Below are 14,609 nucleotides of genomic sequence, written 5' to 3'. Positions count from 1 at the left end.
TGATGTCCATAATGGAACCCGACCTGCATAAACTGAAAATCAGCGACCCGTTTCTCGGCCAGTATCAACAGCTGGTGCGCGATGTGGTTATTCCCTACCAGTGGGATGCCCTGAACGATCGCATCACCGAGGCCGAACCGAGCCATGCGATCGCCAACTTCCGCATTGCGGCAGGCCAGCAGAGCGGTGAATTTTACGGGATGGTCTTTCAGGACAGCGACGTAGCGAAATGGCTGGAGGCGGTGGCCTGGTCGCTGTGCCAGAAACCCGACCCGGAGCTGGAAAAGACCGCCGACGAGGTGATTGACCTGGTGGCCGCCGCGCAGTGCGACGATGGCTACCTGAATACCTACTTCACGGTCAAAGCCCCGGAGGAGCGCTGGACGAACCTGGCGGAGTGCCACGAGCTCTACTGCGCCGGGCACATGATTGAGGCGGGCGTGGCCTACTTCCAGGGCACCGGCAAACGCCGTCTGCTGGAGGTGGTCTGCAAGCTGGCCGACCATATCGACAGCGTCTTTGGTCCGGGCGAGCAGCAGCTGCACGGCTATCCGGGTCACCCGGAGATTGAGCTGGCGCTGATGCGCCTGTTCGATGTCACCCAGGAGCCGCGTTATCTGGCACTGGTGAAATACTTTGTCGAGCAGCGCGGGACTCAGCCGCACTTCTATGACATCGAGTATGAAAAGCGCGGCAAAACTTCGTACTGGAACACCTACGGCCCGGCGTGGATGGTGCAGGATAAAGCCTACAGCCAGGCGCATCAGCCGCTGGCCGAACAGCAAACGGCCATCGGCCACGCGGTGCGCTTCGTCTATCTGATGGCCGGCGTCGCGCACCTGGCCCGCCTGAGCCAGGACGACGGCAAACGCCAGGACTGCCTGCGCCTGTGGAACAACATGGCCCAGCGCCAGCTGTATATTACCGGCGGGATTGGCTCCCAGAGCAGCGGCGAAGCTTTTAGCAGCGATTACGATCTGCCAAACGACACCGTCTATGCCGAAAGCTGCGCCTCGATCGGCCTGATGATGTTTGCCCGGCGGATGCTGGAGATGGAGGCCAACAGTCAGTATGCCGACGTGATGGAACGCGCCCTCTACAACACCGTGTTGGGCGGTATGGCGCTGGACGGGAAACACTTCTTCTACGTCAACCCGCTGGAGGTGCATCCGAAGTCACTGAAGTTTAACCATATCTACGATCACGTGAAGCCGGTTCGCCAACGCTGGTTCGGCTGCGCCTGCTGCCCGCCGAATATCGCCCGGGTGCTGACCTCGATCGGTCACTACATCTATACCGTCCGTGAGGATGCCCTGTTTATTAACCTCTATATCGGCAACAGCATGGCCTTCCCGGTAGGTGATAAAGAGTTGCAGGTGCGGATCAGCGGCAACTACCCGTGGCAGGAGCAGGTCAACATCGAGATCACCTCCCCGGTGACGATCGACCATACCCTGGCCCTGCGTCTGCCGGACTGGTGCGACAACCCGCTGCTGACGCTGAATGGTGAAGCGGTCACCGGCGAGGTACGCCAGGGTTATCTCTATCTGACCCGCCGCTGGCAGGAGGGCGACAGGCTGCAGTTAACCCTGCCGATGCCGGTTCGTCGGGTATACGGTAATCCGCAGGTGCGCCAGCAGGCCGGAAAAGTGGCGCTTCAGCGCGGGCCGCTGGTCTACTGTCTCGAAGAGGCGGATAACGGCGCCGGGCTACATAATCTGACCCTGCCTGCGGATAGCGAATTTAAGCTCGTGGAAGGGAAGGGAATTTTTGCCCACAAAATGCTGATTCAGACCCAGGGTTATGCCCGCCACGCTGCGAACGCAGAACAGCAACCGCTGTGGCAGTACGATCGCGCCCCGGTCACGCAGCAGGCGCAGACCCTAACCTTTATTCCGTGGTTTAGTTGGGCGAACCGCGGTGAGGGGGAGATGCGGATCTGGGTGGATGAGGCGTAAGCAGAAAACGAGTGAGGCTGCCCTCGTCCCTGAGGGCAGCTTTTTGGACTCTTAAAACGTCCAGGAAAGCCCGGTCATCAGCGCGAAGCTGTCGTCACGGTCGATCATCGGGCTGTTTTTCACCTCGTCAGGCAGCACGGTATAGATTGCGCTGGCGTTCAGATAGAGGTTCTGCGTCAGCTGATACTTCGCCGCCACACCCACATACGGGGTCACGGTTTCGCCGGCGGTGTACTGCTGCAGGCCGCTGCGACGGGACTCTTGCTGCGAGACGCCGTAGTAATAATCGTTGAAGCTTTCGTCGTGGAAGAATACGCCCAGCGACGGGGTCAAAGTCAGGCGCTCCATGCGAATCGGACGGAAGTAAGACAGCTCGCCCATCACGCCGCCGCTCTCGTCCATCGCATCCGCCGCCAGCGCAACTTTCAGGCTCCCCCAGCTTTCGTGACGATAGTACGCGCCACCCAGCATCGCGGAGGCTTTACGCTCATCCAGCTGGCTCATGGCACCATCGTCGTTATCGTCCGGGTCGAAGTGCAGCGGCATCCAGGAGGCGGTCAGGCTGAGTTCGTTTTTGCCATCTTTCCAGACAATCCAGCCGCCGGTGGTCTGACGCACGTAGAAGTGCTCGCCTTCGTAGCTCATTAACGGGACAGCGGAGACGTTGTCGTTATAGCCTTTATAGGGTGATTCATTAAACACTGCACCAGCGCCAACTGAAAAATCATCGGCCATTGCGGATGTCGCCGTAAATAAAGCGACCGCAATAAGTAAATTCTTTTTAAACGTCATTGTTTGTAATCCATTAAATGTCATACGACGCCGCGCATAATAATGGTTACAAAAATCGCGATGCAATGCGGTTATTTGTATAATATTATATATAAATTCATATAGATGGATGTCAGGCAATGAACAAGTTGCAAATCAAACCGCGAGAATTAAAGATTGTTTCCGTCATTGCCGCGACGCACAGCATTGGTGATGCAGCGGCATTGCTGGGGATGGCCCAGGCCAATGTCAGTAAATATCTCGCTGATTTTGAGGCGCGCGTTGGGCTGAAGGTGTTTGAACGCACCACCCGCCATCTGGCGCTGACCCAGTTTGGTGAATCGCTGCTGCCGTTTATCGATGCATCGCTGGGAAAAAACGAGCAACTCATTAATTTCATTGCTGATTACAAACACGAAAAACGCGGCAAGGTCACCCTTTATGCCCCCTCAGGGATCGTCACCTACCTGGCTCGCCACGTCATTCATGAGATCGAAAATATTGGCGATATCCGTATTAGCCTGAAAACCTACAACCTGGACCGGAATGAGTTTTTTGAAGGGGTTACTTTTCCCGATGACTGCGATATTTTAATTACCTATGCCCAACCCAAAGATGAAAGTCTGGTCGCCAGCACCTTAACCAAATATTCTGTTACGGCTTTCGCCACACCGGAATATATAAAAAAACACCCCATCAACAAACCCGACGATCTTATTAATCACTCCTGCATTCTTATCGACTCAATGATAATCGACGATGCTAACATCTGGCGTTTTCGCGCAAATAATAGCGAACAGGTGCTCGATTATAAAGTCTCGGGTAACTATATTTGCGACAACACCCAGACGGCGCTGGAGCTGGCCCGCAATCATCTGGGGATCGTCTTTGCGCCGAAGGAGAGTCTGCTTCAGGAGATCGAACAGGGCTTGATGGTGCCCTGCTTCACCCATCAAGAGGAGTGGTGGCTGGATCTGGTGGCCATCTTCCGCAAACGTGACTATCAGCCGTGGCGGGTGCAGTTTGTCCTGGATGGGGTGCTGAATACCCTGCGTAAACAGATTGAGCAGACTCCCCTGGGGCGGCCTGCTCTCAGAAGTTAGAACAGGCCCAACGGTTTATCGGAGTAGCTCACCAGCAGGCATTTGGTCTGCTGGTAATGTTCCAGCATCATCTTGTGGGTTTCGCGGCCAATACCCGACTGTTTGTAGCCGCCAAACGCAGCATGGGCCGGGTAAGCATGATAGCAGTTGGTCCAGACGCGTCCGGCCTGGATCCCACGCCCCATCTGATAAGCCAGATTACCGTTACGGCTCCAGACCCCGGCCCCCAAGCCATACTGCGTATCGTTGGCCAGCTCCAGCGCCTCCGCCATGGTTTTGAAGGTGGTCACCGCCAGCACCGGGCCAAAGATCTCCTCCTGGAAGACACGCATGTTGTTTTTGCCGGACAGAATAGTCGGCTCGAGGTAATACCCCTCTTTCAGCTCGCCGTCCAGCTGCTTACGCCGACCGCCGGTTAAGATCTCGGCCCCCTCATTTTTACCGATATCGATATAGTTGAGGATGGTCTCCAGCTGCCCGTGGGACACCTGCGCGCCCATCTGAGTGACGCTGTCCAGCGGGTTACCGCTGCGGATCGACTCCACGCGACGAATGGCGCGCTCCATAAAGCGCTCGTAGATCGACTCCTGCACCAGCGCCCGGCTTGGGCAGGTACAGACTTCGCCCTGGTTGAAGGCAAAGAGAGCAAACCCTTCCAGCGCTTTATCAAAGAAGGCATCTTCTTCATCCATGACGTCGGCGAAGAAGATGTTCGGGGATTTGCCGCCGAGCTCCAGCGTCACCGGAATGATGTTCTGGGTGGCGTACTGCATGATCTGCTGGCCCACTTCGGTGGAGCCGGTAAAGGCCACTTTGGCGATCCGTTTGGAGGTCGCCAGATATTCCCCGATTTCCCCCCCGGCGCCGTTGACCACGTTTACTACCCCCGGCGGGAGCAGGTCGCCTACCACTTCCATCAGCAGCAGGATCGACAGCGGCGTTAAGCGCGCCGGTTTCAGCACCACGCAGTTCCCGGCTGCCAGCGCAGGCGCCATTTTCCAGGCGGCCATCAGCAGGGGGAAGTTCCACGGGATGATCTGCCCGACCACGCCCAGCGGCTCATGGAAGTGATAGGCGACGGTGTCCTTGTCCACCTCGCTGATGCCGCCCTCCTGGGCGCGAATACAGGAGGCAAAGTAGCGGAAGTGGTCGATTGCCAGCGGCACGTCGGCGGCCATGGTTTCGCGGATCGGTTTCCCGTTGTCCCAGGTCTCAGCCGTAGCCAGTAGCTCCAGGTTCTGCTCCATACGATCGGCAATTTTGAACAGGATCGCGGCACGATCCTGCACCGAAGTGTGGGCCCATTTCTCTTTTATCTTGTGGGCCGCATCCAGCGCCAGATCGATATCGCGCTTCCCGGAGCTGGCGATTTCGCACAGCGGCTGGCCGGTTACCGGGGTGAGATTCTGGTAATACTCGCCGTCGGCCGGAGGAACCCAGTCGCCGCCGATAAAGTTGTCATAACGGGCTTTCAGTTGGAGGGGGAAACCATATTCGCCGGGCAGGATACGTGCTGAGGGAGGGTTATTCGTCATGACTGTCTCCTTGCGTGAAGTGTCCTTCAAAGGTAGACCCCGGCGGTGAAAATATCGCCAGTTGTCGCCTGCTTTGCGAGCCCCTTCACGCATTACCTTACTTTACGTTTGGTTTCCTGCCCTGAGCCATACTTAAGACGCACAACTCTGGCAGAAGGAAGGATAAATGCGGCTTTTTATCGGCTTCGACGTGGGCGGAACCCACATTAAACACGGCGTGATCGACGAGGACGGAAACGAACTCACTACCGATCAGTTTGATACGCCGGAGGATGAAGAGAGCTTTAAGCAGAAGTGGCGCGAGGTGGTCGAGGCTTACCAGAACGAACATGAGATTGCCGCGATCGGGGTAAGCATCCCCGGCCACATTAATACCCATACCGGCGAAGCGGCGAAGGCTGGCGCGCTGGAGTATCTGGATAACGTCAACCTGTATGAACTCTTCGCAGAGCTGACCGACCTGCCGCTGGTGGCCGACAATGACGCCAGCTGCGCCGCTCTCGGTGAACGCTGGTGCGGCGCAGGGCGCGAGTATGAGAATTTTGTCTGCATGACGCTCGGCACCGGGATCGGCGGCGGGATTGTGCTCGGGGGCGATCTCTATCGCGGCTCACACTACCGCGCCGGGGAGTTCGGGGTTATCCCGGTCGGCAAAAAAGGCGAAGGGATGCATGAGGTGGCCTCTGCCAAAGGGCTGATGGAGACCTGCCGCCGGGCGCTGGGAGTCTCCGGGGACGATATGCCGAAAGGGGAAGAGCTGTTCGAGCGGATGGAGAACGATCTGCACCTGCGCGAAGCCGTAGAGGAGTGGGCCCTGTTCCTCGCCCGCGGCGTCTACAGCGTGATCTCGATGTTCGACCCGCAGGTCGTACTGATTGGCGGCGGCATCAGCGAGCAGGAGAAAATCTATACCCTGCTCGACAAACACCTGCAAACCTTTGAAGAGTGGGACTCGCTGCAGGTGCCGATCCTGCCCTGCCAGCTGGGGAACCAGGCGGGCAGGCTGGGCGCCGTATGGCTGGCGAAACAGAAGTTCGCCAGCAAAAAGGATTAACCCTGCTGCCTCTCGTCGGCAAAGAGCAACGCATCCCGCAGGAGATGATCGTTACCGCGGCGGCGGGTAAAGCCAATGCGGTTGAAGTACTCGAGGATCTGGATCGCCAGTTTACGTCCGACGTTCAACCGGTCGCGGAAATCCGCCGCGCAGGTGGAGCCACGCTCCTGGTCCAGCTCTCGGATCAGGTTGGCAAAGGTGACAATCCGATCGTGGCGGTAATAACGATCTTTGACGATCGCGGTAATCAACCCCTGCTGCGCCGCATGCTTCAGCACCTGACGCATGGTCTGCTCGTCGGTGGCGGTTTCACGGGCCAGATCGCGCACCCACCAGGGTTCGTCGCCTAACAGCAGGGTCGCTTTTTCCCACACGGCCTGCTGCGCCGGGGTAAAGCCCGCCTTGTGATCCGGCAGGTGCAGCCAGCCGTGGTAGCTGTGCAGCTCCCCGCTCTCGCGCATCCGCTCGATCAGCAGCAGAACCAGGGCCTCGTCTTCCATCGGCAGGGCCATGCGCCGCAGGCGTTCCCGCCCGGGGCCAGGTTCATCCTGATGCTGCTGATGATAGGTCGCCAGCACCTCCAGAATTTTACGCTGCCAGCGCGCCGCGACAGCGGTGTTTAACAGACCGGAACCGGCCTGGATAAACCCCGGCTGTTGGGTCAGCTGACGCAGCCCTTCCCCGCTGAGCTGGCGTGCCCAGCCAAACGCCTCCAGATTTACCGCCCCGCGTTCGAGATGTACCAGCAATGCAGCATGGTCATCCGTCGCCGGTGCCAGCGTGGCCAGCCACTGCAGGTACTCCGGCTTGCGCTTCCCGCGACGCGGCGGGTTAAGGGTAACCACCCGCGCCCCGGCCAGGGTGACGCGGGCTGAGATATCGCGCAGCACCAGCCGATCGTTGTCGGCCAGCCATAACGGGGCATCAAAGACCAGCTCCGCCAGCGCCCCCTCCAGCAGCGAGACGCGGCCAGTGACGTGGCTGGCGGCATGGTGAATATGCAGCGGCTGCCACTGCGCCAGCGGCACATCGCCTTGCAGCGTGACGATCGCTCGCGTGATGGGTTCCGGCGGGGCGTCCGCCAGTAGCCAGTCCCCGCGGTTCAGCGCCGCTTTTTCCGCGTCGCCCACCAGGTTCAGGGCAATGCGCTGTCCGGCGTGAGCCTGCTCAGCAGGCTGGTTTTGTGCGTGCAGCCCACGAATGCGCACCGGCTTATTGACCCCGGTCAGCCACAGGCTGTCGCCTACCCTCACTTCGCCCGACAGCGCCGTGCCGGTGACCACCAGACCGGCCCCTTTCACGGTGAAGGCGCGGTCGATGGCCAGACGGAAGCGGTGATGATCCGCATGGGCGCGGGCCGGAAGCTGTTGCAGGTGATCGCGCAGGGCATCAATGCCCCGCCCCTCGGTGGCTACGGTGACAAACAGCGTCGCGTCGGCAAAGCCATACTCCCCCAGGGTGGCGAGCACCTCGGCGCGCACCGCCTCTACCCGGGCGTCGTCGACGCGATCGGCTTTGGTCAGGGCCACTGTCAGCTGCGGGTTGCCGGTCAGCTGGAGGATCTGCAGGTGCTCGCGCGTCTGCGCCATCACTCCGTCATCGCAGGCCACCACCAGCAGGGCGTGGTCGATCCCGCCGACCCCGGCCAGCATGTTGGACAAAAACTTTTCGTGCCCCGGCACGTCGATAAATCCCAGCACCCGGCCATCCGGCTGGGGCCAGTAGGCATAACCCAGATCGATGGTCATGCCGCGCTTTTTCTCTTCCGGCAGGCGGTCGGCGTTGACGCCGGTGATCGCCTGCAGCAGGGTGGTTTTGCCGTGGTCAACATGACCGGCAGTGGCAATAATCATCTCAACAACATCTCCAGAAACTGTGCTTCATCTTCCAGACAGCGTAAATCCAGCCACAGACGCCCGTCCTTTATCCGGCCAAGCACCGGCACCGACAGGGATCGCCAGCGTAACGCCAGCGCCTCCAGCTGAGCGCCGCGGCCGTCGCGCGGGGTAAAGGTCAGGGCCGCTCCCGGCAGGCGATCCACCGGCAGCGATCCGCTACCCGGCTGTGACAGGCACGCTTCCACGCGAACCTCAAAATCAGGATAGTGCGGCGCGACCAGGGCCTGCAGCCGCTCCCCCTGACGCTGGATCGCAGCGGCGTCGCGGCTCAACAGGCGCAACGTCGGCAGGCGTTCGGCCAGCGTCTCCGGATGGAGATAGAGGCGCAAGGTGGCCTCCAGCGCGGCGAGGGTCATTTTATCCGCGCGCAGGGCGCGTTTCAGTGGGTGCTGTTGCAATCTGGCGATCAGGTCGCGCTTGCCGACGATGATCCCCGCCTGCGGGCCGCCCAGCAGCTTGTCACCCGAGAAGCTCACGAGACTGACGCCGGCGGCAATTAACGCCTGCGGCATCGGCTCTTTCGGCAGGCCATAGCGGCTGAGATCCACCAGCGAACCGCTGCCGAGATCGACCACCACAGGCACGTCTCTCTCCTGGCCGATGCGCACCAGATCCGCCTCGTCAACGGCATGGGTGAAGCCTTCAATATGGTAATTGCTGGTATGGACCTTCATCAGCAGGGCGGTATTGTCATTGATGGCCGCGGCGTAGTCCCGCTCGTGGGTGCGGTTGGTGGTGCCCACTTCCCGCAGCTGGCACCCGGCCTGGATCATCACGTCCGGGATGCGAAACGCCCCGCCGATCTCCACCAGCTCACCGCGGGAGACCACCACCTCTTTCCCGCTGGCGGTCGCGGCCAGCATCAGCAGCACCGCCGCAGCGTTGTTATTCACAATGCAGGCATCTTCCGCGCCGGTGAGCTGGCACAGCAGCGCCGCCAGGGGCCGATCGCGATGCCCGCGCCCGGCGCCGTCAAGATCGTACTCCAGGGTAACCGGCGTTTGCATCGCCTGGGTAACCGCAGCCACCGCCTCCTGAGCCAGCAGCGCGCGCCCCAGATTGGTGTGCAACACCGTTCCCGTCAGGTTGATGACCGGGCGCAGGCCCGGCGCGTCTTCCGTCGCCAGCCGTTTTTCGGTCTCCTGAGCCCAGTCGTCACACCACGCCGGCAGGCGGTTATCGGCGCGGATCCCGGCGCGGGCTTCGTCCTGCAACAGGCGTAAGGTCTCGACCGTTCGGCTGTGGCCGAAGCGGGCAATAACGGCGGAAAGACGGGCGTCGCGAAGCAGACGATCGGTCGCGGGAAGTTGGCTATAGAGTGCGTGCTGAGTAGTCATGGAAGCGCCTGACGGTTGGGTATCTTCCCCCCTCCCGACGGGAGAGGGAGTCAATGTCAGGGCGATTGTACCGCGTCCGGCAAGGAAGTGTTATCGACGACATCAAGCCTTTGGCGGTTCGGTGCGGGCGAAGCTTTCGCGCTGGAAGAGGGTTTCTGCCAGTTTGACCAGCATCGGACGATCCACGCACCAGCCCGGCGAGACGCGACGGAAGTTCAGGTAGCCGATGGCGCAGGCAATGGCGATGGTCGCCAGGTTGACGCTGTCGGTAGCAATTTTCCCGTCGCGGATCAGCTGTTCACAGTGATCAAGGCTGCGGAGGATTTTCTCGCGCTGACGCAGCAGCTCGGTCTCCGACTGCTGTGCCGCCGGACGCGCCTGCTCACGCACCGAGGCCAGAGCCGCATCCATGATCCCATCCGCCAGCGCCTCAATTTGTCGGATAGCCAGCGCGGCTTTGGGGTCGCGGGGGATCATCGCCGGGGCAATATCCAGCAGCTCGATATAGCTGGCAATAATCGGCGAATCGAACCAGTGCTCCCCATCATCGGTCACCAGCGCCGGGACTTTCCCCAGCGGATTGTAGTGCGCGACACCGTTGTCGGCCTGATAGGGCTGCTCGTTTACAAATTCGAAGGTGATGCCTTTCTCCAGCAGGAGAATGGAGATTTTACGCACGAAGGGACTGGTATAGCTGCCGATGAGTTTCATTGCCTGCTCCTTATTCGCCAACAAAAGGATAAGTATGGCCCAGGCAAAGAAAAAAGGCAGGCTATGCGTATCGCATACCTGCCTGTGAAAGAATTAATGGTCGAGATAGAGGTAGTGCATCCAGCTGGTCATACGCAGCAGCACTTTACGCATCACCGAGACGTGCGAGAAGTGGTCGGAGTAAACCGCGACCTGGGCGTAGATGCCGTCAGGCAGCGCGTCCACGTCGGCGTTCGGCTCCAGCTCGATGGTGCCAATTACGCCATCCGTGCCCGGAACTACCGTCAGCGCCTGCAGCACGCCCTGAGCCTGGTAGGAGCCGCCCGGCACTACCGGCAGAATGCTGGTGAGCTTACCGGAGAAGACCTGCCCTGGCAGGGCATTAAACACCACCTCCGCTTCATCGCCTGGTTTCAGACGCAGCAACGAGTTCTGGCGGAACTGCGCCACGATCTGCCGTTTCTGCTCAGGGATAAACACCATTACCGGGCGCAGCGGCAGAGAGGCCGCGTAGGTCCCCGGGCGAATCAGCACCTGAGTGACATAGCCGTTGCTTGGCGCACGGATAATGGTCTGATCCAGGTTGTATTGCGCTTCTGCTAACTGGGCGCGCAGCGAGGCGATCTGCGACTGCTCGCCGTTAGACATGCTGTCTAACTGGCTCTGGATCTGGGTTTGTTCCGCCACTGAGCCTTTCACCATGGCATCCTGCGCCAGGTAGTTTTGCCGCGCGTTATCGATATCGCTTTCAGAGAACGGATTGACCTTCGCCTGGCTGCCTTTTAAATAACGCTGATAGTCTTTAAACAGACGATCGCGCTCGGCAGAGACGCGGGTGGTATTTGACTGGGCTTCCGCAAGCTGTGCTTTCAGTACCTTGATATTGTGCGTCGCGGTGACCAGGTCAGCCTGCAGACGATCGACGCGGGCCTGATAGCGGCTCGGATCGATTTTAAATAACACGTCGCCCTTTTTAATAAGCTGGTTATTTTTATCCGTAACTTCACTCACCACCCCCGTGACCTGCGGAGTAATAGGAATAGAAATAACCGCTTTCTGCGCCGTAAACGTATACGGGTGGTTATAGTTCATTAATAAAATAAGCCCGGCCACAATAAACACGCCGCCTAAGGTCGCGGTGGCTAACGTCCACTGGTTTACCGGAATACGGAATATTTTAAAGATCGCCCATGCAAACGCGACATAGGTCAGGATGATCAACAGATCCATGATTAGCGCTCCGACGTGTTCTTATCAGCAGTGGGTTGCACTGCGGCCAGTTTGTGTTCCAGCTCGGCTACGCGCTTTGCCAGCGCATCGACGTCGGGGCTGCGTTCGGGCGGCTGTATGTGGTTCTGCATCCCCCAGCCACGCTCTGGCTGGTAGAGGGTGGCCCAAATCCACAGAAACGGCCAAATGGCATGCAGTGTAAACAGGCTAATCCATCCCGCGGTATGGATCGCATCGGCATGGGGATGATTGCGCTTTTTGGCCATATTATACGGAATGTCATGGATAGCGATGATTCCATAAAAAAGAACCAGGAAGACAAAAATCAATACACCCAGCGCAAAATAGTTGAGAAACATATTTGCCTCACTAAATAAATCGTAAACTCATTAAAATAATTAAATGGTAAGCAGCCAAATTAATTGTTGGTTAAGCACACGAATGTGTACTTATTATTTCAGAGCCGGGGAGTATGATTTTTTCTTATATCTCCATGCAAGTTTAGAAGCGTGACAAAATATATCCTGAATAATAATAGACTTAAGTTTACAGTATGAGCTTAATCCAGCTTAGCGCTTTTCGCCATACCATATTCTGGTACTATTTTTTTAGCGATAAGTGTTGCTTACTTACATCCTGGCGCTGCTGGGTTAAACAGATGTTGCCGTTGATCACATCCAGAGAATTCCGTATAAAAATATTTTGTGGAATCGATCACACTCCGGAAACAAACTCACGACAACGAAATGTGATTTATTTCACATTTTAGCCGTCAAACTGCCGCTTTTGCGGCCATTGTATTTTTTTTACACTTCATTTTTGTGACGAAGATCACCTCAATCATTATCACACCCCCTATATTTACGTGATCTAAATCACACTATTTTGCCCTGTCTGGACAGGTAAACTATTAAGTGCCAAATTTCACCTCATCAGAACAGGGCTGGGCAACCTCTGCCACCGCATTAACAACAAACCTCGGGCTCTAAGCCTGCGTTAACAAAAAGAAGGGGTGTTTTATGTCATCCGATTTCAAGATCAAAGTTCAAAGCTTTGGTCGATTCCTCAGCAACATGGTGATGCCAAATATCGGCGCGTTTATCGCGTGGGGTATCATCACTGCGTTATTTATTCCGACAGGGTGGTTGCCTAACGAAACGCTGGCGAAACTTGTTGGCCCAATGATCACCTATCTGCTGCCGCTGCTCATCGGTTATACCGGTGGTCGTCTGGTGGGCGGAGACCGCGGTGGCGTGGTCGGTGCGATCACCACCATGGGCGTGATTGTCGGTGCCGATATGCCAATGTTCCTCGGTGCCATGATTGCCGGTCCTCTGGGCGGCTGGGCGATTAAGAAGTTCGACGTCTGGGTTGATGGTAAAATCAAATCCGGCTTCGAAATGCTGGTGAACAACTTCTCTGCCGGCATCATCGGCATGATCCTGGCGATTCTGGCGTTCCTCGGCATTGGCCCGGCAGTTGAAGTGCTCTCCAAACTGCTGGCGGCGGGCGTTAACTTCATGGTTGCCCACGACATGCTGCCGCTGGCGTCCATCTTTGTTGAACCGGCGAAAATCCTGTTCCTCAACAACGCCATCAACCACGGGATTTTCTCCCCGCTGGGTATTCAGCAGTCCCATGACCTCGGCAAATCCATCTTCTTCCTGATTGAAGCGAACCCGGGTCCGGGTATGGGCGTGCTGCTGGCGTATATGTTCTTTGGTCGCGGTAGCGCTAAGCAGTCTGCTGGCGGTGCGGCTATCATCCACTTCCTCGGTGGTATCCACGAAATTTACTTCCCGTACGTGCTGATGAACCCACGTCTGATCCTCGCCGTTATCCTCGGCGGTATGACTGGCGTGTTCACGCTGAGCGTGCTGGGCGGCGGTCTGGTCTCCCCTGCTTCCCCGGGCTCTATCCTGGCGGTACTGGCGATGACCCCGAAAGGTGCCTACTTCGCTAACATCGCGGCTATCTGTGCGGCCATGGCGGTCTCCTTCGTGGTCTCAGCTATCCTGCTGAAAACCAGCAAAGTGAAAGAAGAAGACGATATCGAAGCGGCAACCCGTCGTATGCAGGACATGAAATCCCAGTCTAAAGGTGTTGCTGCAACGCCACTGACCGCGGGTGATGTCTCTAACGACCTGAGCCACGTGCGTAAAATCATCGTTGCCTGCGACGCCGGTATGGGTTCCAGCGCCATGGGTGCAGGTGTACTGCGTAAGAAAGTAGCGGATGCCGGTCTGTCTCAGATCTCCGTTACCAACAGCGCTATTAACAGCCTGCCGCCGGATGTTGACCTGGTCATCACCCACCGCGACCTGACCGAGCGTGCGATGCGCCAGGTTCCGCAGGCGCAGCACATTTCGCTGACCAACTTCCTCGACAGCGGTCTGTACACCAGCCTGACCGAACGTCTGGTAGCCGCACAGCGTCACGAAGATAACGAAGTGAAAGTACGTACCAGCCTGCAGGACAGCTTCGACGAGAGCAACAGCCACCTGTTCCGTCTGGGTGCGGAGAACATCTTCCTTGGCCGTACCGCGAGCCATAAAGAAGAAGCGATTCGCTTTGCCGGTGAGCAGCTGGTGAAAGGCGGCTACGTGCAGCCGGAATATGTTGAAGCAATGCTGGAACGTGAAAAACTGACCCCGACCTACCTGGGCGAATCCATTGCGGTGCCGCACGGTACGGTAGAAGCGAAAGATCGCGTTCTGAAAACCGGCGTAGTGTTCTGTCAGTACCCGGCAGGCGTGCGCTTCGGTGAAGAAGAAGATGACATCGCCCGTCTGGTGATTGGTATCGCCGCTCGCAACAACGAGCACATCCAGGTGATTACCAGCCTGACTAACGCTCTGGACGATGAGACCGTTATCGAACGTCTGGCAAATACCACCAGCGTCGAAGAAGTCCTGGCGCTGTTGAACAAGTAAGTCTTTCCCTTCCCTCTCCCCGTCGGGGAGAGGGCTAGGGTGAGGGGAAATTCGCGTGGTTCCTCACCCCAGCCCTCTC

11 protein-coding genes are annotated in these 14,609 nt (G+C 58.0%); 4 read left to right on the top strand and 7 right to left on the bottom strand.

Annotation, left to right across the window (positions count from 1 at the left end; all coding sequences use genetic code 11):
* Positions 1–2 precede the first annotated feature (2 nt).
* Complete coding sequence (locus G7090_RS00715) at positions 3–1,958, top strand: glycoside hydrolase family 127 protein (RefSeq protein ID WP_166185048.1); 1,956 nt, start codon at positions 3–5, stop codon at positions 1,956–1,958.
* 51 nt (positions 1,959–2,009) lie between these two features.
* Here G7090_RS00715 and G7090_RS00710 read toward each other — a convergent pair whose 3' ends face one another.
* The gene (locus tag G7090_RS00710) at positions 2,010–2,750 is read right to left on the bottom strand and encodes a MipA/OmpV family protein (RefSeq protein ID WP_166181182.1); all 741 of its coding nucleotides are present in this window, start codon (positions 2,748–2,750) and stop codon (positions 2,010–2,012) included.
* A gap of 119 nt (positions 2,751–2,869) precedes the next feature.
* On the opposite strand from G7090_RS00710, the gene G7090_RS00705 reads away from it, so the two are divergent.
* Entirely contained in the window at positions 2,870–3,832 is a 963-nt protein-coding gene (locus G7090_RS00705) for a LysR family transcriptional regulator (protein WP_166181180.1), read from the top strand.
* Here G7090_RS00705 and aldB read toward each other — a convergent pair.
* Positions 3,829–5,367 (bottom strand): aldehyde dehydrogenase AldB, encoded by a 1,539-nt coding sequence (gene aldB / locus G7090_RS00700; RefSeq protein WP_106995478.1) that lies wholly within the window; start codon positions 5,365–5,367, stop codon positions 3,829–3,831. The genes G7090_RS00705 and aldB overlap by 4 nt on opposite strands.
* Before the next feature lie 166 nt (positions 5,368–5,533).
* On the opposite strand from aldB, the gene G7090_RS00695 reads away from it, so the two are divergent.
* Complete coding sequence (locus G7090_RS00695; RefSeq protein WP_166181178.1) at positions 5,534–6,421, top strand: ROK family protein; 888 nt, start codon at positions 5,534–5,536, stop codon at positions 6,419–6,421.
* Here the strand turns inward: G7090_RS00695 and selB are convergent.
* The 5 genes from selB to G7090_RS00670 form a co-directional block, all read right to left on the bottom strand.
* Positions 6,418–8,274, bottom strand: a complete 1,857-nt coding sequence (selB, locus tag G7090_RS00690; protein WP_166181176.1) for a selenocysteine-specific translation elongation factor — start codon at positions 8,272–8,274, stop codon at positions 6,418–6,420. The genes G7090_RS00695 and selB overlap by 4 nt on opposite strands.
* Positions 8,271–9,656: an L-seryl-tRNA(Sec) selenium transferase gene (gene selA, locus G7090_RS00685; protein WP_166181174.1), complete on the bottom strand. Its 1,386-nt coding sequence runs from the start codon at positions 9,654–9,656 to the stop codon at positions 8,271–8,273. The genes selB and selA overlap by 4 nt, the downstream gene beginning before the upstream one ends.
* A 102-nt stretch (positions 9,657–9,758) precedes the next feature.
* Entirely contained in the window at positions 9,759–10,367 is a 609-nt protein-coding gene (locus tag G7090_RS00680) for a glutathione S-transferase (protein ID WP_166181172.1), read from the bottom strand.
* A 93-nt stretch (positions 10,368–10,460) separates the two neighbouring features.
* Complete coding sequence (locus G7090_RS00675) at positions 10,461–11,597, bottom strand: HlyD family secretion protein (RefSeq protein ID WP_106995473.1); 1,137 nt, start codon at positions 11,595–11,597, stop codon at positions 10,461–10,463.
* A gap of 2 nt (positions 11,598–11,599) precedes the next feature.
* On the bottom strand, positions 11,600–11,956 hold the full coding sequence (locus tag G7090_RS00670; RefSeq protein ID WP_166181170.1) for a DUF3302 domain-containing protein: 357 nt from the start codon (positions 11,954–11,956) through the stop codon (positions 11,600–11,602).
* A 660-nt stretch (positions 11,957–12,616) separates the two neighbouring features.
* On the opposite strand from G7090_RS00670, the gene G7090_RS00665 reads away from it, so the two are divergent.
* Positions 12,617–14,530 (top strand): PTS mannitol transporter subunit IICBA, encoded by a 1,914-nt coding sequence (locus G7090_RS00665; protein WP_106995471.1) that lies wholly within the window; start codon positions 12,617–12,619, stop codon positions 14,528–14,530.
* The last annotated feature ends 79 nt before the right edge of the window (positions 14,531–14,609 follow it).

This window comes from Leclercia sp. 29361 (assembly GCF_011290365.1).
GTDB lineage: Bacteria > Pseudomonadota > Gammaproteobacteria > Enterobacterales > Enterobacteriaceae > Enterobacter > Enterobacter tamurae.
The sequence above is the reverse complement of the archived record's forward strand: the minus strand, read 5'-3'. Positions and strand labels throughout refer to the sequence as shown.